Below are 19,952 nucleotides of genomic sequence, written 5' to 3' on the forward strand. Positions count from 1 at the left end.
ATATACCCGAAATAAACATTCGACAATCTACCCTAATTAAGGAGTATATACGAAGTTTTGTTTCGTTTTTTATTTTGTATTCTGTTCATAACAAACCAACAATATACGTCCTTAATTACATTCTAAAAACAAATATAACAATTCTCTCATCATCATCTCTGAGGGAAACCGTAATGAGAGATTATTTATTTTCAGACAAGTATACTATTAAATAAATGTTGATGAGCAGGTATTTATACCTGTTTTTGGGGAGTGTTCTAGTTTTGTCATGAAGTGTTTGGGTCTACAACCTAAACTTTGGGGTTCCGAACCCCTCGGTTGGGGTTCTGAGGTGCTCGATTGGGGTTCCGAACCCCAAATTTGGCCCCCAAGGACGTCAAATTTGACGTCGGGAACCCCATTTTTGACGTCGGGAACCCCATTTTTGACGTCGGGAACCCCATCGATGGGGCTCGACACCCCAAATTTGGGGTTCAGGACGCCATCGATGGGGCTTAGAACCCCAAACGAGCTGTTTTTTGAGCCTTTACTTCAGAAAAAAACCTTTTGAGAGTCAGATTTCAAAAGGGTTTTTAAGTTGGGTAGTACTCTTTATAGTGTTCTGAATGGATTGATTGTGTTCTACAATAGAATAGATTCTTGATGGAATATTTGGGTTCTCCGAAAGAAAATGATCCCGCACTTAATCTTGATAGCATTCTAGAAAAAATCAAATGGTAATGAGTATGTATTGATGATGGTCGTTTCTTAAAACAAATGGCGTATGAAAATTTTCATACGCCATTTGTTTTTTGAGTAAAGAATTTATAATTTCTTCAATCCTTTTAGTTCTGCAGCAGTTCCTTCTTTAATGCTAATGGCAACACCGCCACGGGAAGCTAAATACTGTTTTAAAACGGTTTTAGAAGTGATAACCACTTTGGTAACCGTATATTTTTGAGGATTTTGGTTCCAATTGGCCTCTTTTGCATCGGCATAAAGAGTAGCGATAAATTTCTTTCCCGCAGGAAGATAATCAAAAGTAATGTTGGCCGTTCTTGCGTTTTCGTCGGTAATTCCGCCTACAAACCAAGCGTCTTTTCCTTTGGCTTTACGGGCAATTGTGATGTAGTCTCCCGGCTCAGCTTCTAGAATATAACTGTTATCCCAATCGACAGCAACGTCTTTTATAAATTGAAAAGCATCTGGAAAACGCTCGTAATTACCTGGAATATCGGCTGCCATCTGCAATGGGCTGTACATGGTCACGTAATAGGCCAGTTGTTTTACCAAAGTAGTATTGACACGTTGTGTGCTTCCGGTTCCGTAATACGAAAGATCGGTCTGAAAAATTCCTGGGGTATAATCCATTGGGCCGCCCATAAGACGTGTAAATGGCAGAATAGTGGTATGATCTGGTGATAATCCTCCCATAGATTCAAACTCGGTTCCGCGAGCAGATTCTTGCGCAATCCAGTTAGGAAAAGTGCGGTGCAAACCTGTCGGGCGAACGGCTTCATGACTGTCGATCATAATTTTGTAATCGGCAGCTCGTTTGGCCACATTAATGTAGTGATTGACCATCCATTGCCCATCATGGTGCTCGCCACGCGGAATAATTTTGCCCACATAACCCGTTTTTACAGCATCGTAACCATTGTCATTCATAAATTGAAAAGCACGGTCTAAACGACGCTCATAATTGGTCGCAGATCCCGAAGTTTCGTGGTGCATGATAATTTTTACCCCTTTAGAAGCGGCATAGTCATGAACTGCTTTTACATCAAAATCTGGGTAAGCCGTTACGTAGTCAAAAACCTCTTCTTTCCAGTTACCAATCCAGTCTTCCCAGCCAATGTTCCATCCTTCGATAAGAATGGCATCAAAACCATTTTTAGAAGCAAAATCAATGTATTCTTTGGCTCTTTCGGTCGTTGCGCCGTGTTTTCCGTTTGGTGTTAACTTCGAGAAATCATCGGTCAATTTTACATTGTTTTCTTTCCCGAATGCCCAAGTGCTTTTTCCTGCCACAAAATATTCCCACCAGATTCCGATGTATTTTACAGGTTTGATCCATGAAACATCTTTATAACTTGTGGGTTCATTTAGGTTCAGAATTAATTTTGAAGCCAAAATATCGGTTGCTTTATCACTTACAACGATCGTTCTCCAGGGAGATTGTGCATCGGTTTGCATATAACCTTTTGCTCCCACAGCATCGGGTGCTAAATGACTGCGCATTTTATGGGTGGCAGCATCTACTTCAAGATACATGGCGGGATAATTAATCAGGCCGGCTTCGTGAATATTGATATACAAACCATCGTCAGACTTCATCATTGTTGGTGTTTGCACCGATAATTCTTTGATGGGCCATTGCGAATTGATTTCGATAGTTGCTTTTTTCATCAACGAAGGAATCTCAGAAATCTTCGAGGTTGTGTAGGCATATTCGTTGGTGTCATAATCTCCGGGAATCCAGAAAATTTTGTGATTTCCCGCCAAATTAAATTCAGAACGCTCTTCTTTAATTACAAAATAATTCAAATCATTCTGCTTCGGGAATTCGTATCTAAAACCCAGTCCGTCATTAAATAATCTAAAACGAATACGAATATATCTGTTATTGTTTTTCGCTTGCGCTAAAGTGACAACCAATTCGTTGTAGTTGTTGCGAATCGTTTTTTCTTCGCCAAGAACAGGATTCCAAGATTCATCTACCGAGGATTGTGCCGTATTTGTTACCGTAAAACCCTCCATAAACGAAGGCAGGTCTTTTAGTTCTAATCCTAATGAACTTGGTGCGATAACGGATTTTTGCTTGTATGATAATTGGTAAGATGGTATTCCGCCCTCTTTTAATTCAAATTTTAAAGAAAGATTTTTATTCGGCGAAGTTATTTCTTGTGCGTGAATCCATAAAGAGTTGGCACATAAAAAAAGGAATAGTGCTATTTTTTTGCTCAAACGAATAGTAAGCAGGTTTTTTTCAGGTTGAAAATTCATATTTATTTAGTTTTTTGCAAAGCTAATTTATTAAAGACTTTATTACAGCAATTTTGCGATTAAATATTGGCGAGACATTGTTTTTTCTGGCATTCAGACTCTTTAAAAGAAAAAAAACCACCCGATAAAGGTGGTTTTTAATGGTTGATAGTGTAGTTTAATTATATTATTTAGTTTGTTGTGAATTTGTAGTTCCCCAACTTTAAGCCTTTTCTTTTTTATCGTTCGTTTTCCTTATTTTTTTGGCAGTAATAATTTAAGCTGTGTTAAATTATCATACTGTCAAAACGAGTGCGCTAATAGTGTATCGTATTAGCAAATATATAAAAATATTATTCGCAATAAGCGCTCTCGAAAAAACATAAAGCTACTTTTTTGTGAAATTTTATAAGGTGATTTGCAGCAGGTTTTTAAAGCTCGTTTTAGGTAGTTGATTATTTTAATTTTTTTAAATGTTTCGTAATAACACAGAAAATCATTTAGGTTATTGGCATAAAAAAATCCTTTAATCTTTTCTGAGAAAAAGAAAAAAGGATTGTATACAGAATGCTAGTTTATGAATATTCGCCTAGTTTTTCAGGTCTTTAATTACTTTAAAAGCAACATCTACCTGATCTTCTCCAACCAAAATAGTAAATTCGTTAGAAGTAGAAATTACCTCGTTGATGATGATTCCTTCCCACGCCAAACGCTGAAAAATAAAATAATAAATTCCGGGCACTACGATGTTTTCTTTGGGTAATTTTACCGTAATTGAAGCCAGATTGTCTAATTTCTGAATCAGTTTTTCGCGTACAAAATGTTTTTCAACCAAATGATTGACGCTGCTGCTCACCACGATATTGGTTTCGTTTACGCCACGGGACGAAGTATAAAAAATATCAGATAATGCATTAATATCAGAGATCAAATCGGCTTGTTTGTTTAAAACCGTTTCTGAAGCGGCAAAAGTGTAGTCGGTCAATTCAGAGCGAACGGTGATCTCGCCAATATTCTTAATAACCTTATTGATTTTATGATTTAATTTAAAGTCTAATTCTTCAGTAAGTCGTTTGAGCGACATTACAACAGCACCTTGTTTTACTTCTTTACCAAATTCACTTTCTAATTCGGTCATGATGTTTCTGGAAAGCGATGTTAGATTGATAATTCCAAGTGATAAAGCATTTAATAAAAAGGGCTTTGTTTTGATGTAATTTTCTACAATTGAAGAAACAGTTTTCATAATTCTTTTTTTTTGGTTGTAATGTAATTGGTTTAATGTAGTTAATTGCGATGTTATAAATCTGCGCAAATATAAATAAAAAAACAATTTGTTACAATTATAACAATAAAAATTTATGTTAAAAGTGATAAAAAGCGTCTGTAAGGTGTTCTATTGCAAATGTTTCGTTGTTTTTATGTATCGAAATGATATCAAAGCGCACCTCAAAATCTATTTCCCTATCGTTTATGTAGGCATTTATTGCTTTTACAAGTAGCTGAATCTTTTTTGGTTTTACAAAATCTTGTGGGAGTCCGAAATCCAAACTAGATCGTGTTTTGACTTCAATGACTGCCAAAATAGTTTCTTTTTGGGCAATGATATCTATTTCTGCTTTTTGGTACGTCCAGTTTCGATCCAGAATTTCATAACCATTTTGCTGTAAATAGGCTACGGCAAGATCTTCTCCTTTTTTTCCGAGTTCGTTGTGTTCTGCCATAACAATTAATATTTAGTACCGTTCTTGTTCGTGTTACGGCTGGAAAGAAAGCGTGCTTCCGGCGGCATTTACTTCCATATTAACCGTGCTTCCCATAATAAGAGAGCGATTGTCTCTGATATGTCCTGCAGGGAAATTAAAAATAATCGGGATTTTGTAGGTTTTGGTGATGTCTTCAATGATTTCTAATGCATTTTTGCCCCATGGAATATCGTTATCTTTCATGCCAGACATGGCTCCAATTACAATTCCTTTCAAGTTTTCGATACAGCCATTACGTTTCAAATTCATCATCATACGATCGATATGATAGAGGTATTCATCGAGATCTTCGATAAATAAAATTTTGTCTTTGCAGTCAAAGGCAGATGGAGAACCTATTAAACTGTAAACAATTGATAAATTTCCGCCTACGATTTCGCCAGTGGCTGTCCCAAAGCGATTCTTAGGATCGGGAGGAAGGGTATACGAAAGTGGCTCCCCGAACAAACTTGCTTTTAATGTTGCAATAGCCTCTGGAGTAGCGCGGGGAATACTTATGGGCATCGTGCCATGTATCGATTTGTACCCCATTGTATTCAAATGTTCGTGTAAAACGGTAACATCGCTAAAACCAACAACCCATTTTGGGTGTTGTTTAAATTTTGTATAATCAAGAAGGTCAACCATTCTCACAGTCCCGTAACCACCGCGAACGCACCAAATCGCTTTAATGTTTGGATTATCCAGCTGTTGCTGAAAATCGGCTGCACGCTGCTCATCGGTTCCGGCTAATTGGTTAAGATCAAGCCCAATAGTACTGCCAATTTTAACTTCCAATCCCCAACTGTGAAGCAAATCAATGGCCGGTTTTAAGTTGTCGGTAATGTTTTTGCGTGCCGTAGACAAAAAAGCGACGGTGTCTCCTTTTTGTAGATAAGGAGGTGTGATCATCTTTTGCTGTGCGGAACAGTTTACTGAAAATAAAACAAAAAAGATAACGACTAATGTGGCAAAAGCGGCTTGTTTGTTGAGTTTTATCAATAGAGTGGTATTCATGTTTAATCGAAATTATTTTAATTAAAAACAAATATAGAGATTTAAAGGTATAATTTATTTAGATTTTTCTTACAAATGTAAATTAATTCACTTAAATTGTACTTTTTTTAAATATTTAAAGTTTATGTATTTTATTAAATATAGAATTAGTCTCCTTTTGTTGGTGCTTTTTTCTTCGGCGCAAGCCCAACCCAAGAAATACGCCATTCATACGGTTGCTTTTTACAATTTCGAAAATCTTTTTGATACCATAAACGATCCCACAACCCATGATGACGAATGGACGCCGCAGGGCACACAGCACTGGACAATTGAAAAATATGTCCAAAAACTACAAAATCTGTCAAAAGTTTTATCCGAAATCGGAACACCAGAAAACCCCAATGCGCCTACTTTTATAGGAGGTTCAGAAATAGAAAACAGGGGCGTTCTGGAAGATTTGATAAAAGAACCCAAACTCCTCGATTATGATTATGGAATCATTCATTTTGATTCGCCAGACAAACGCGGAATCGATGTGGCGCTGCTGTTTCAGAAGAAATACTTTAAACCAACTTCTTTTTCAAACATTCCTCTGTATGTGTATAAAACCGAAATGCTTGCGGAAGAAGAAAAATCAAACCAAGCAGAAGAGGCAGCCATAGAAACCGATAAAAAAAGCAATCGGGTTTTTACGCGTGACCAACTTTTGGTGTCTGGTTTTCTGGATGGTGAAGAAGTTCATATTATCATCAACCACTGGCCTTCCCGCTCGGGAGGTGAGAAAGCGACCAGTAGATTTCGAGAAGCTGCCGGTCAATTAAATCGAAAAATCATCGATTCTCTGCAACAAATAAACCCTCAGGCCAAAGTGATTACTATGGGAGACTTAAACGATGGTCCTTACAACAAGAGTGTAAAAGTAGCTTTGGGTGCAAAACCAAAAAAGGCTGAGGTGCCAGAATTGGGTACTTTTAACCCGTTTGAAGAGATGGCAAAACGTGGTTTAGGCACCATTGCTTTCAGGGATTCGTGGGATATTTTCGACCAGATCATCGTGACAGCCTCTTTTATACAACCCGATTTTACATCGTTTCGGTTCTGGAAAGCCGGAATTTTCAATAAATCGTACCTCATTCAAACTTCGGGGCAATTCAAAGGATATCCTTTGCGGCATAGCCAGACCGAAGTTGGTTTTAGCGATCATTTTCCCGTTTATATTTATCTGATAAAACAAATGTAAAACATAGAGATGCACAGCAGTGCGTCTCTACAAAAACTTTTTATTAACTTAGCCTCTCACAAACTTAGCAACTTAGTATCTTTAAAAAAATGGCTATAGCACCACCTTTCAACCTAAATAAATGGATTGACGAAAACCGTCATTTACTCAAACCGCCAGTCGGAAACAAAAATCTTTATGTAGATTCCGGCGATTACATTGTCATGATTGTTGCGGGTCCGAACGCTCGAAAAGACTATCATTACAACGAGACCGAAGAACTTTTTTACCAACTCGAAGGCAGTATAAAAGTCATTATTCAGGAAGAGGGAGCACGTAAAGAAATGGAGCTTCACGCCGGCGACATGTACTTGCATCCTGCAAAAGTGCCACATTCTCCCGTACGTTCCGAAGGCTCGATTGGTCTGGTGATCGAACGCAAACGTGCCGGAAAAGGATACACCGACGGCTTGCTTTGGCATTGCGACAGTTGCAATCATAAATTGTATGAAGTTTATTTTGAGCTGCACAATATCGAGAAAGATTTTCTGCCGCATTTCGAGCATTTCTACAATTCAGAAGCGTTAAGAACTTGCGATAATTGCGGTACTTTCATGGAGTCAGATCCGAGATTTGTTGCCAAAAAGTAGTCTAATTAGAAGCTAATCCCGCTATCATTCCAATCTTTTGTGCCGAACCCCGGCACAAAAGGATTTTCCCTTCTATCGGGGCTAGGGCACTTGTTTTTCAGAACAAAACATTTTGCTCCATAAGAAATGAAGTGATTTATAGGAATGAGTTAGAGCTAATCCTAAAAAAAACAATAGTATTTCATGGATGAAAATCAAGAACAGTGGGACCTTAAACGGAAGAAATATTTATTTGTTGCCGTAATTTGTTTTCTTATCGGATCTTATTGTTTTATCAATTTAGTAATTGGCAACTACGAACTAGTACCATCAGAACTTGAAACCATTGAAAATTTAATCGTTGAAAAAAAACCTGAATTCAAAGAAACTGGAGGTAAAAACAAAAGAAGATGGATTGAGTTCAAATGTATTGACAACAAAACCACATTTAAAATTGCAGGTTGTGACTATTATTGTGCAAAGAAGGAAGAAATATTAAGCGAAATAAAGATTGAGGATACAATTTCGATTAAAATTTTAAAAACAGATTTAAAACGTATTGACAGCGAAACTACTTGCGAAATTCATTCACTGGTCGACAAGGACAAAGAATATTTAGATATTAATTGCAGAAATCGTAAAGACCAAAAAGATGGAGAGCTGGGGTATTTACTTTGTTCTGCACTAGCAGTTATGACGGCTTCAGTATTCTTATTCAAAAAAAAGCCCAACATTTTTCATCACATTGACCCACGTGTTCCAATTGTGATCATCATAATTATACTTTTTTTGTGCTTCAGTAGTAAGGTGAAAAAGTTATTACAATTCAAATTTTTTCCCTTGTTCAGGATAAATAAGTTGTACGCCCAGATCGTTTACTTGTTTAAGTTGCGCCTTAATTTTAATGATATTTGTAGTAGGGGGTTTCAAATGGGTAACGATAATTTTAAAGCCTTTCAAGCTGTCTTTTCCAGCCAATTCCTCGAGGGTGTGCAATTCTTTCATTAAATAATTAGGAGTCAAATGTCCGAACAAAAACTTGTCCGGTTGCTCATTCGGAAACGAGACTTCAATAAAAATACCTTTCAATTGTTTGTTTTGAATGAGTGGTGCAATCGCCGTCCAAAGTGTGCGCAAATGGTCACTTTTTTCCACAACATCAGGTCCCGTGTCGCCTAGATACAAAGCATAATTGTCTCCGTTTTTAATCAGAAAAGCGTTGCTTTCGTACGGATTTACATGACTCAATGCAAATGCTTTTACAGTCATAGTAGTATTTGTGATGGGCGTTTCTTCGGTTAGGGTTAAAGTCTGAAAATGGTATTTTTTCAACGGAAAACCAACTCCTGCATCTCCAAAATTCGCCCAAGTCTGATCATTAAAATAATGGTTTTCCATCATTTCCATACATTTATTTGTCGCATAAACTGTTTTGGAGGAATCTGCTGGCGAGTTGATAATCAAACCCGAAACATGGTCTAAATGGGCATGCGAAATCAAATATCCTTTGATGTATTTTCGTAAAACGTCACTTGTTGCAATTTTGAAAACTTTATTTTCAACCGCTTTTTCAATTCCCGCATGTACCGTACCCGCATCCAAACAAATAAAATCTTTGGTATTGGAAGGGGCCAATAAATAGGCAGAAAGATTCTTTTCATCAATGCCGCCTTTTATGCCCAAAGGCACGACCTGAAAAGCTGATTTTGGCGCTTTTTGCGCTATGCACGAAAAAGAGAGAAAAAGAAAACCAATCAGAAAACGATTAAAAAGGGTCATAGAAGTATATTTATAAACGCAAATTTCATTAATTAAACCGAATAAATTGCCGAGAATTCATGAAAATACTATTAATTAACCCTAATTTTACTTTGATTTTAACAAAGCGGATCGATTAAAATTCAACTTGAACTCTTATCTTTACGAAATAATATAACAATTTTAACTAAAAAAGTTACAATGATAACAATAGCATCACAATTTGGAATGAATGAAGCTCTGGAAAAATTGGGCATCAAAGCGATCAATGAAGGAACATCAACAGGTTTGGAAAATTTTTCTTCGGGAGAAATTTTAGAGAGTTATTCTCCAGTTGATGGAAAACTAATCGCTTCTGTCAAAATGACAACGCCTCAAGATTACGAAAAAGTAATGCAGGCAGCTACAGCAGCTTTTAAAACTTTTCGATTGATTCCTGCTCCGCAAAGGGGAGAAATTGTGCGTCAGTTTGGAGAGAAATTGCGTAAAAATAAAGAAGCTTTAGGCAAATTGGTTTCGTATGAAATGGGGAAATCATTGCAAGAAGGATATGGAGAAGTACAGGAAATGATTGATATCTGCGATTTCGCAGTAGGTTTATCGCGCCAATTACACGGTTTGACGATGCATTCTGAGCGTCCTGGACACCGTATGTACGAGCAATATCATTCATTAGGAGTGGTTGGGATCATTTCGGCATTTAATTTTCCAGTCGCAGTTTGGGCTTGGAACACCGCTTTAGCATGGATTTCTGGAGATGTTTGTGTTTGGAAACCTTCAGAAAAAACACCTCTTTGTGGCGTTGCCTGTCAAAACATTATGGCAGAAGTCATCAGAGAAAATAATTTACCTGAAGGTATTTCATGTTTGATCAATGGCGATTACAAAATAGGAGAATTGATGACTGCTGATACTCGAATTCCTTTGATTTCTGCAACAGGTTCTACCCGTATGGGAAAAATCGTTGCACAAGCAGTAGCGGGTCGTTTAGGAAAATCATTATTAGAATTAGGCGGAAACAATGCTATAATTGTTACGCCAGATGCCGACATAAAAATGACCGTGATCGGAGCTGTTTTTGGGGCAGTCGGTACGGCGGGACAGCGTTGTACATCAACACGTCGATTGATCATTCACGAAAGTATTTACGAAAAAGTAAAAGATGCGTTGGTTGCAGCTTACAAACAATTGCGTATTGGTAATCCGCTTGACGAAAACAATCATGTCGGACCACTTATTGATACCCATGCGGTAGAAATGTATGCAAAAGCATTGAATAAAGTAGTGGCTGAAGGAGGTAAAATTTTAGTAGAAGGCGGCGTACTTTCTGGTGATGGTTATGAAAGCGGTTGTTATGTAAAACCTGCGATTGCAGAAGCACAAAATTCGTTCGAAATTGTACAGCATGAGACGTTTGCACCGGTTTTATATTTGATTAAATATTCTGGAGACGTAGAAGACGCTATTGAGGTTCAAAATGGCGTAGCACAAGGATTATCGTCAGCAATTATGACGAATAATTTGCGTGAAGCCGAAAGATTTTTGTCGGTTACAGGTTCAGATTGCGGAATTGCAAACGTAAACATCGGAACATCCGGAGCCGAAATTGGTGGTGCTTTTGGAGGAGAAAAAGAAACAGGAGGCGGTCGCGAATCGGGTTCTGATGCTTGGAAAATTTACATGCGTCGCCAAACCAATACGATCAATTATACAACAAGTTTGCCTTTGGCACAAGGCATCAAATTTGATTTGTAACACAAGATTATCAAATGATATTTTATAAAAAAGGCTTCCAAAATTTTGGAAGCCTTTTTAGGTTTTAAACACAAGTAGAACTTTATTTTTTAATAATTACTTGGCTGGTTGATGAACCATCTTTGTTAATCAGTTTTAGAATATAGTTTCCAGAGGTTAGCGCACTCACATCTATGTTCTCAATATTGTTTCCTACGCTTTTTACCACAGTTCCGGCAATATTGTAAAGTATAACTTTTTCAATTTTTTGCTCAGGATCTGTTAAGTATAAAGTTGTACTCACAGGATTTGGGTATATCGCCACTTTTGTTTCTGCTTCTTTTGTAGGAGCAATACGCAGCATTCCTGTATTAAATTTTGTGCTAATGTAATATAAATTGGCAACAGAACTTTTAGTTATCGTGTTGCTTCCAGCTGGAACTGATATAGTGGCTACTCCATTCACAGCAGTGTAAGAAGTATTATTGACTTTTATTGTTCCCGAAAAACCAGTATCAAACACCAACGTTAAAGTTGAAGCAGCGGTTGTTGTGTAGGTAATCGATGTACTAGACTCTATTTTTAAACGAGCGGTCAGTGTCAGTCCTTGGTACGTTACAGATCCTGCTGTTGAGTTCATGTTTCCTGTAATAGTATAGAAGCTACTCGTTTTTCCAGATGTAGTAAAATTATGAATTTGATCACTTGATGGTGTGCTGGTAGTAACCGTAATAGTTCCGGATCTTGTCGCGACAGCTCCTGCTGTTCCTGTAGTGGCAATAGAGTAGGTTACAGTTGTTGTTGGAGTTCCCGAAATGGTGATCGTTTTATTACTACTGTTTTTTACAAAAGTGATTCCAGATGCTGGCAACCCTGTTACGGTGGCATCGGTTGCGGTGCCGCCCCAAGTATATACTATTGTAGTTATAGCAGTTCCGCTTGCTACGGTTTGGCTATTATTTGTTGGAGAAGTAAGTGTTTGAGAACCTGCTGAGGTAACTGTAATAGTTCCTGATCCTGTTGCAGCTGTTCCGATGCTTCCCGTAGTGGAAATGGAGTAGGTTATAGTTGCTGTTGGAGTTCCCGAAATAGTAATTGTTTTATTACTACTGTTTTTTACAAAAGTGATTCCAGATGCTGGCAATCCTGTTACGGTTGCATCGGTTGCATCTCCGCCCCATGTAAACACTATCGAAGCTATTGCGGTACCACTTGTTACCGTTTGATTGTTGTTGGAAGGTACAGTTAGTGTTTGGTTGCCCGCTGGAGGATTGGTGCCGCCCTGTACGGCAACCAGACTCGTTTGATATCCAAGAAGGGCTGCTTTAAGTCCTGTATTTACTGCATCTGTCGCATCATCAACGGCATTGTTGAATGTCCATTTTAAGTCTCCGCCAGATACACGTCCCGAATATTGCATCACATTTGTTTTGGCTATTTCCGGGCTGTCTGGCGTATAGGAATACATAACACTCGAATTGGTGTCAAAGTTGTTGTAAGTATTAGAACCTGATTTTGATGTAATGCTGCTGCTAATGGTTTCGTTGCGGGTACTCGCTACATAAGCATCAAATTCCTTCGGATAGTTGGTGGCATCATAAGCTATAAATCTATTTTGTCCGCTCATTGTGTTGTTGTACGCTTTTATCGTACCTCCTGCTTCTCCGGAAAAAGTTCCTTCGGCACCACCGAAAACATCTGTTCCCTGCATAGACGTTAGCATAGGATATTTGCAGTTGCGGAAAAAGTTATTCTCTACAAATACAGATGATCCTAAAGTGGATCCAATTCCGTATTTTGAATTTCCATCATAATAATTATTATACACGTGAGCAGAATAATAACGGACACGTGGATGACGCGAATCTGAATGATCGTACCAATTGTGATGATACGTGATGTAAAGCCCGGCTGTTGTTCCTTCGCTCAAGCCTAATAAATTTGATTTACCAGAATCCCAAAAGTGATTGTATGAAAAAGTCACATAAGTAGATTTTTTACAGTCCAGTCCGCCATCGCCTTTTATCTGATCGGCATCGCTGCCCGCATCTCCATAAAAGAAATCGCAGTTGTGCACCCAAATGTAATCGTTGTTTTGTTGCAACCCAATATTATCGCCTTCGCCGCTATTACAGTTCATTGTACCAATGTTGCGCACTTCGATATTAGCTGCATTTTTAATTCGGATTCCCCACCCATCTGCTACAGCATCATTTCCTACTCCTTCTAATGTGAGGTAGCAATTGGCTGTTTTGTTGTTTTCTACAACTAAATCTCCATCAAGCATATACGAAAGATCTGTAATTTGACCCACTAATCGTATAATTATTGGTCGCAAATCTTTCCCTTTTTTATAGGCATCCAAAATCGTTTGCAGTCCAACACAAGGATTTGTGGTGGCGCCAGTAACTGTCATCGAAATGGTATTTTTGGTTTGTTCGGTGATGTATAAAATTACAGCATTGCTTTTCGGTGTACCATCTGCGTTATATGCTCCTGGAACTCTTCCGTTTGAGAATGCAAACCCTGCACGATCTTGTGCGAGTACTGTGATTGCACTTGTTGTAGAGCCAGTTCCCTCGCTGCCACTAATAACAGGCCTGATTTTTATGGTATAGCTGCCTGCTTTAAGACCGGGAATGTCTGCTCGATAATAAGATCCGTAACTGCGAATCAATTCGTTGTCTATTTTTTTATCAACATTTCCGTTTCCAGTATAATAAACATTATAACTTGTTGCGTTTGTCACGGGTTGCCATTTTACAAATGCAGATTCCAGCCAGCCGGTAGATTCTGTAATAGTAACTTGCTGCGCCCAGATTTGACCTGCGAAGAGCGTGAGCATTAGAATTAGTAGATTTTTTTTCATAATAATGTGGTTTAATAGTTAGTAGTGTAATATAAAAGTGGTTTTAAGACTACAATTGAAATTTAGTTTTAGTTTGTAATCGATTACACAAAAATATAAATTTTTTTGAAATTGATATTTTTTATACTTAAAAAAAACATATTACATAAATAATTATGGTATAATATATAAATAGTGTAATTTATTACATAAATTGTAATAAATTACATACCTTATGTGTTCTCGGTTTTGAAGGAATAATGCTCTTCTAGAATAGAATTATTTTGCTGAAAAATAAAAAAATATGTTTTTTTGTAAAAATTGTTAAATCTTTATTTTAATAGGAAAAATAATTAATTTTAAAATAAAGATTTACTATTTTGTAGTTTTTTTCAAGAAAGAGAAAATAAATAATGTCTCATTAAAACATTAATTGGAAGATGATTCTGGTAAGAATAAAAAAAGCGTTCACCATGAGATGAACGCTTTTTGTATGTTTAATTTTTTTGCTTACAAGTTAAAAGAAGCACCTAAACTAAATGTAGTCTGATTGTTTAAATGGTCAAATAAACCATCGTTATTGCCATATTTTGCAATTGGAAATCCGATTTCAGTAAATACACCAAAACCTTCAGTAAAGAAATAACGACCACCAACGTGACCACCAAAATTATGCAATCCTAAGCTTAAACCCGGGTAAACATCTAGTTGTTCTACGCCAATTACGCTACTCAAGTTAGCATTAATTCTCGCTTTAGCATCAAAACGATCTTGAAATTCTGGTTTTTCACCATAATATTGGATAGTTCCACCATTATAAAAACCTGAATACTCATCTACTCCTAAAAGATAAGTTGAGACAAATCCGAAAGAGAAATTTTCTCCCAAACCAAAGTCTACTGAACCTTGAATTCCTGTTCCACCATTTTGAATGTTGGCTCCAACGTTCACTTTTACATCTCCTTTTCCTTTAAAAGCTTGTTGTGCCTGTGTAAATCCGAATGTTACTAAAAACAAAAGTGTTATAACTTTTTTCATAAATGTAATTATTATTAATTTCGAACTGCAAAAATAGTTTTTTACCTATTAATTCCTACCTTTTTCATCAAAATAAAGTTCGTTTAGAGGCTCGCTTTGCCAAAACTGTTTGGTATCGACGTCCATAATTGTCAAAGGTCCTTTAAAAGCGGCTCCTGTATCTACATTCCATACACATGCTTTTTGTACAGGTACGGTTTGTCCAATTCGGGTAACAGGAGTATGACCGATAAAGATTTCCTTGTAAAGACTCAATCTTTTTGGATAAAACAAATCATCTATCGAAAGATTTTGGTCTAAAGAAAGCGCCATCTCCCACAACGTTCTGTCCCAATAAAACATTTTCGGAAAATATTCATATTCAACGCCGTTTACGTTGGTAAAACCAGCGTGGACAAAAAGGCGGTTTTGAGAATCAAGATGATAGTCTTGCAATGATTTTAAAAATTCGATATGAGTGGCTATTTTTTCTTTAGAAACTTTAGAATAGGCTTCTACAGTGGCTTGTCCGCCATGTTTAAACCACATTTTTTCATCTATATTTTCAATTCTGTCCTCGAGCCAATCCAGTGCTAATTCGTCGTGATTACCTCTTATGCAAATACAATTTTGCTTGTTTTTCAAATCAATTAAAAAGTCGATTACTTGCGGAGAATGGCTCCAGCCATCAACGTAATCTCCAAGAAATAATAAAGTATCTTTTTCATTAACATTGGCTTTCTTCATCACTTGTTCAAGCGCAAGTAAACCACCGTGTATGTCGCCTATGACAAATGTTCGCATTTTATTTTATTTGGTGTAGGATGCAAAAATAGAGAAAATGATTTGTTTGACAGATATAAGTTGTAAATCTTTAACTAGCAATTTTCCAGATTTTTGCAATTGATGTCATAAATTTGTTTTTATGTCTGAAGTGCCAACATATCGCAAAATTATCCATATTGATATGGACGCATTTTATGCTTCTGTAGAGCAAATGGATAATCCTGCGCTACGGGGAAAACCTGTTGCTGTTGGGGGGTCAGAGAATAGAGGTGTGGTTTCGGCGGCCAGTTACGAAGCAAGAAAATTTGGAGTGCGGAGTGCCATAAGCGGTGTTTTGGCCAAGAAATATTGTCCTGAGATTATTTTTGTTCGGCCTCGTTTTGATCGCTATAAAGAAATTTCGAATAAAATTCACAAAATTTTTTACGATTATACAGATTTGGTCGAGCCACTTTCGCTTGACGAAGCTTATCTGGATGTTACTCAAAATAAGAAGGGGAATCCGAGTGCTACTTTATTGGCTCAGGAGATTAGGATGCGAATTCTAAATGAGGTCGGTTTATCTGCTTCTGCAGGCATTTCGATCAATAAATTTGTAGCAAAAATTGCTAGTGATTACAACAAGCCTAATGGTCAAAAAACGGTTAATCCCGATGAGGTTTTGGCTTTTTTGGAAGACTTGCCGATCAGAAAGTTTTACGGAGTTGGAAAAGTTACCACCGAAAAAATGTATCAGCTTGGTATTTTTACGGGGGTAGATTTAAAAAGTAAATCGTTAGAATTTTTAGAGAAACATTTCGGTAAGTCGGGAGCGTTTTATTACAAAGTTGTGCGTGGAATTCATAATAGCGAAGTAAAGCCACATCGAATTACAAAATCGGTTGCAGCAGAGCATACTTTTGATGTAAATCTTTCTTCAGAAATTTTTATGCTGGAGCAACTGGATCGTATTGCGGCATCATTAGAAAAACGCTTAAAAAAACACAATGTTTCGGGAAAAACGGTCACTCTCAAAATAAAATACAGTGATTTTAGTCAGCAAACCAGAAGTAAAACATTGCCTTATTTTGTATCTGATAAAAATTTGATTCTGGAAACGGTGCAAGAGTTATTGTACCAGGAAAAAATGAAGGACTCTGTTCGTTTACTGGGCATTTCTCTGAGTAATTTGAACACAGAAGAGAAAAAAGCCGTTGTTGTTCAGCTAAAATTTGCATTTTAATGCATTAAACATAAGTTAAATAAGGGATCGGATTACAATCTATCCAAATTTCATTTTACCTTTGGAAAAAATTGATTGGTAATGGATACTCTTGTGAAATACAATTTTAGTTCAAAGGAAGAAATTTCAAGTCGCAATTCTGTCCCTATTTTGGCTTGGGATTTTCATTATGAATCTGTCAACGAACTGAAAGCAGTGAATGAAGATTTGAAGAAACTTGATGAATTTTCAAGTAAGTTTCGTTGGAACACAGAAAAATTTAATATTAAGCAACGAATTAGTCAGGAAGTTGTTATTATAACAGACGTTGATCAAACTATTGTTTTTGCTTCAAACGGAATATTAAATATGACGGGTTATTCTAAGGAGGAAGTTGTAGGGCAGAAGCCTAAGATGTTTCAGGGTTCATCGACATCTCCGACCGTTCGTAAAGAAATCAGAAAAGCTATTGAACTATCTGTTCCGTTTGATAAAACAGTTATTAATCATAAAAAGAACGGAAGTACGTATAAGTGTAAGATCAATTGTTTCCCTATTTTTAATATAAAAGGACAACTATCACATTATATAGCTTTTGAGAGAGCAGCATAAAAAAAGCCTTTTTGAAATATCAAAAAGGCTTTTTTATAAGATGATTGAAGTTGGCAATTAATCTTTGCTCGATAATTTTGAAAGTAGTCTTAAAAATTCTATATACAACCAAACTAATGTAATCATTAGTCCCATTGCGCCATACCATTCCATAAATTTTGGCATTCTTTGTTGAACTCCTTTTTCGATTTGATCAAAATCTAAAAACAAATTTAGAGCCGCAATTATAATTACAAAAACACTAATCCCGATACTCATCATTCCGTTACCATAATGTACAGGAGTAAAATTAAAAATTAGTGATGCCACCCAAGAAATCAAGTAATAGGTTGCAATAGCCAAAGTTGCTGCAATCACAACGGATTTAAATTGCTCTGTAACTTTTACAATTTTAAATTTGTACAGACCTAAGCATACTAAAAAAGTTACCAGAGTTGCACCCACAGCATTGATTACGATTCCAGGATAACGCAACTCAAAGATTGCAGAAATACCTCCAATAAATAATCCTTCAAAAAAGGCATATCCGGGAGCGAGGTAAGGCGAAGCCTGAGGTTTGAATGCTGAAATTATTACTAAAATAAGGCCAACAATAGCACCTCCAAAAGCAGGAATAATTGGGCTTGTTCCGTTAAAAGCCATCCACCATGTAATCATAGAGGAGGCACATAAAATTAGAAATAAAATAGCTGTTTTATTGATAGTGCCTGACAAAGTCATTTCTTGATTATAATCAATAATTTGAGCCTGGTGCACTTCTTCAGCTTTAGAAACAGCGTTTGATGAAAAACGTTTGTTGCTTAAAAATGGATTTTTTGAATTGAAGTTCATGTTTTAATTCATTTAATTGTACTCAAATATATGGAGTTTTTTTGAGCTGTCCTTATTTCTCTAAAATTTTTAACATCAATTTTTCTTTCGAATACATTGGATGTAAAAAAAATCCATCAAAAGAAATTCTTGATGGATTTGTATTTATTTGGATTAAAATTTTAGTTCAATAAATCAACTACTAAAGATGGAAACAAGCCCAAAGCAATATTCAATACAATGGAGATTACTGCTACAGCATAAATTAATACTGGTTTTCCTTTTCGCTCTTCGTTTGGCTCTTTCGAGTACATGGCTAAAATTAATTTAAAATAATAACCAACACTGATGATAGAATTGATGACCGCTACGATTACTAAAGCCAGATGACCCGCTTCTATGGTTTGATTGAATAAAAATAATTTGGCAAAAAATCCTGAAAAAATCGGAATACCAGCCATTGATAACAATGAACCCGTAAGGATTGCAGCCAATAAAGGATTTGTTTTACCTAAGCCGTGAAAGTTTGTGATGTCTTCGTTATCTTGATTTTTACAAACATAAAGAATAACACTAAAAGATGTGATTCCTGCCAAAGCATAAGCACTAGTATAATATAATAAAACACCTGCAGAAGTAGAAATGCTCAATAAAGTCATTAGCATAAAACCGGCATGCGAAATTCCTGAGAAAGCCAGCATACGTTTTACATTCGTTTGGCGCAATGCCATTATATTACCAATAGTCATCGATGCCATAGAAATTACGACGATGATCGTTTGAAAAGTTCCTAAAAGATCTTGATTTTCGAGAGAAGGAATCAGATTTAAAGCCGAAACCAGTTTATAAAGAGTTGCAATTGCGATTACTTTTGCCAAAGTACTCATAAGCGCAGTGGTCAAAGCAGGAGAACCTTCGTAAACATCTGGAGCCCAAAAGTGAAAAGGTACCGCTGCAATTTTAAATAGCATTCCGATCACCATTAGCACCATTCCGATTGGGAACCAGATTGGCAATTCTGCAGACAGCGAATTTTCGCTAATTTCTGCCACATCAAAGCTTCCCATTGCTCCGTAAATCAAGCAGATTCCAAATAATATAATCCCTGATGCAAAAGACCCCATCAAAAAGTACTTCATACCAGCTTCGTTACTTTTTAAATTTAATCTTTCGCTGGCAGCTAAAACGTATAATGCAATAGATAGTACTTCAATTCCTAAGAAAAACATCGCTAAGTTTCCAAAAGAAACCATCGCAACTCCACCAGCCAAAAGAAATATTTTTATCGCTACAAAATCGGAGATTTTGGTGGGATGATTTTCGTAAAAATTATGGCTTAATGCTACAAGGAAAATAGTCAAAATAATAAACAATGACGAAAATGCAGTAGAGAATGTACTCACTGTAATCATATTGTTGTAGTAACTTTCTGTAGCGCCAAATTCAGAAAAATTAAGTGCCAAAACACCCAATAATCCTAGAATTGTGATGGGAACAATTGCTTTTCTTAAATTAAGAATTTCAAACAATAGGCAGAAAATACCCAATCCTGTTATAGCTATTAATGTATTCATTTTTGTTTTTTTGATTTAGGTAATCCAAAACTAATGATGCCCTAATTTATTTTTAT

At 36.6% G+C, this 19,952-nt stretch carries 15 protein-coding genes; 5 read left to right on the forward strand and 10 right to left on the reverse strand.

The genetic code is table 11. From position 1 onward, the window contains the following. Positions 1-804: 804 nt before the first annotated feature. From LNP22_RS06040 to LNP22_RS06055, 4 genes are all read right to left on the reverse strand, one after another. The gene (locus tag LNP22_RS06040) at positions 805-2,985 is read right to left on the reverse strand and encodes a glycoside hydrolase family 97 protein (protein WP_229975775.1); all 2,181 of its coding nucleotides are present in this window, start codon (positions 2,983-2,985) and stop codon (positions 805-807) included. A gap of 568 nt (positions 2,986-3,553) precedes the next feature. After that, complete coding sequence (locus LNP22_RS06045) at positions 3,554-4,210, reverse strand: aspartate kinase (RefSeq protein WP_089477609.1); 657 nt, start codon at positions 4,208-4,210, stop codon at positions 3,554-3,556. Positions 4,211-4,328: 118 nt separating this feature from the next. Then, a complete protein-coding gene (locus tag LNP22_RS06050) occupies positions 4,329-4,688 on the reverse strand; it encodes a YraN family protein (protein WP_229975776.1) in 360 nt (119 codons plus the stop codon). Between the two features lie 33 nt (positions 4,689-4,721). Beyond that, a complete protein-coding gene (locus LNP22_RS06055; protein WP_229976361.1) occupies positions 4,722-5,621 on the reverse strand; it encodes a S66 peptidase family protein in 900 nt (299 codons plus the stop codon). Positions 5,622-5,850: 229 nt separating this feature from the next. Here LNP22_RS06055 and LNP22_RS06060 point away from each other — a divergent pair, with 229 nt between their 5' ends. Next, positions 5,851-6,948 carry an endonuclease/exonuclease/phosphatase family protein gene (locus tag LNP22_RS06060; RefSeq protein ID WP_229975777.1) on the forward strand — a complete coding sequence of 366 codons (1,098 nt, stop codon included), beginning with the start codon at positions 5,851-5,853 and terminating at the stop codon, positions 6,946-6,948. Between the two features lie 89 nt (positions 6,949-7,037). Next, positions 7,038-7,577, forward strand: coding sequence for a 3-hydroxyanthranilate 3,4-dioxygenase (locus tag LNP22_RS06065; protein ID WP_229975778.1), 540 nt, complete (start codon positions 7,038-7,040; stop codon positions 7,575-7,577). 798 nt (positions 7,578-8,375) lie between these two features. Here LNP22_RS06065 and LNP22_RS06070 read toward each other — a convergent pair. After that, positions 8,376-9,335, reverse strand: coding sequence for an MBL fold metallo-hydrolase (locus tag LNP22_RS06070; protein WP_229975779.1), 960 nt, complete (start codon positions 9,333-9,335; stop codon positions 8,376-8,378). 180 nt (positions 9,336-9,515) lie between these two features. On the opposite strand from LNP22_RS06070, the gene amaB reads away from it, so the two are divergent. Beyond that, complete coding sequence (amaB, locus tag LNP22_RS06075) at positions 9,516-11,069, forward strand: L-piperidine-6-carboxylate dehydrogenase (protein WP_229975780.1); 1,554 nt, start codon at positions 9,516-9,518, stop codon at positions 11,067-11,069. 82 nt (positions 11,070-11,151) lie between these two features. Here the strand turns inward: amaB and LNP22_RS06080 are convergent, their stop codons facing one another. The 3 genes from LNP22_RS06080 to LNP22_RS06090 all read right to left on the reverse strand — a co-directional run bounded on the left by LNP22_RS06080 (position 11,152) and on the right by LNP22_RS06090 (position 15,717). Next, positions 11,152-13,917 carry a pectate lyase family protein gene (locus LNP22_RS06080; RefSeq protein WP_229975781.1) on the reverse strand — a complete coding sequence of 922 codons (2,766 nt, stop codon included), beginning with the start codon at positions 13,915-13,917 and terminating at the stop codon, positions 11,152-11,154. Positions 13,918-14,406: 489 nt separating this feature from the next. After that, positions 14,407-14,934 carry a DUF6646 family protein gene (locus LNP22_RS06085; RefSeq protein WP_229975782.1) on the reverse strand — a complete coding sequence of 176 codons (528 nt, stop codon included), beginning with the start codon at positions 14,932-14,934 and terminating at the stop codon, positions 14,407-14,409. Between the two features lie 48 nt (positions 14,935-14,982). Next, entirely contained in the window at positions 14,983-15,717 is a 735-nt protein-coding gene (locus LNP22_RS06090) for a metallophosphoesterase family protein (protein WP_229975783.1), read from the reverse strand. A 121-nt stretch (positions 15,718-15,838) separates the two neighbouring features. Here LNP22_RS06090 and dinB point away from each other — a divergent pair, with 121 nt between their 5' ends. Together dinB and LNP22_RS06100 are read left to right on the forward strand one after the other, a co-directional pair. Further along, positions 15,839-16,921, forward strand: coding sequence for a DNA polymerase IV (gene dinB / locus LNP22_RS06095; RefSeq protein WP_229975784.1), 1,083 nt, complete (start codon positions 15,839-15,841; stop codon positions 16,919-16,921). A gap of 81 nt (positions 16,922-17,002) precedes the next feature. Further along, entirely contained in the window at positions 17,003-17,512 is a 510-nt protein-coding gene (locus LNP22_RS06100) for a PAS domain-containing protein (RefSeq protein ID WP_229975785.1), read from the forward strand. A gap of 57 nt (positions 17,513-17,569) precedes the next feature. Here the strand turns inward: LNP22_RS06100 and LNP22_RS06105 are convergent, their stop codons facing one another. Then, positions 17,570-18,343, reverse strand: coding sequence for a Bax inhibitor-1/YccA family protein (locus tag LNP22_RS06105; protein WP_210667909.1), 774 nt, complete (start codon positions 18,341-18,343; stop codon positions 17,570-17,572). A 161-nt stretch (positions 18,344-18,504) separates the two neighbouring features. Beyond that, the gene (locus LNP22_RS06110; protein ID WP_229975786.1) at positions 18,505-19,896 is read right to left on the reverse strand and encodes an NADH-quinone oxidoreductase subunit N; all 1,392 of its coding nucleotides are present in this window, start codon (positions 19,894-19,896) and stop codon (positions 18,505-18,507) included. Between the last annotated feature and the right edge of the window lie 56 nt (positions 19,897-19,952).

This window comes from Flavobacterium flavipigmentatum (assembly GCF_020911905.1).
In the GTDB taxonomy this organism is placed as follows: Bacteria; Bacteroidota; Bacteroidia; order Flavobacteriales; family Flavobacteriaceae; genus Flavobacterium; species Flavobacterium flavipigmentatum.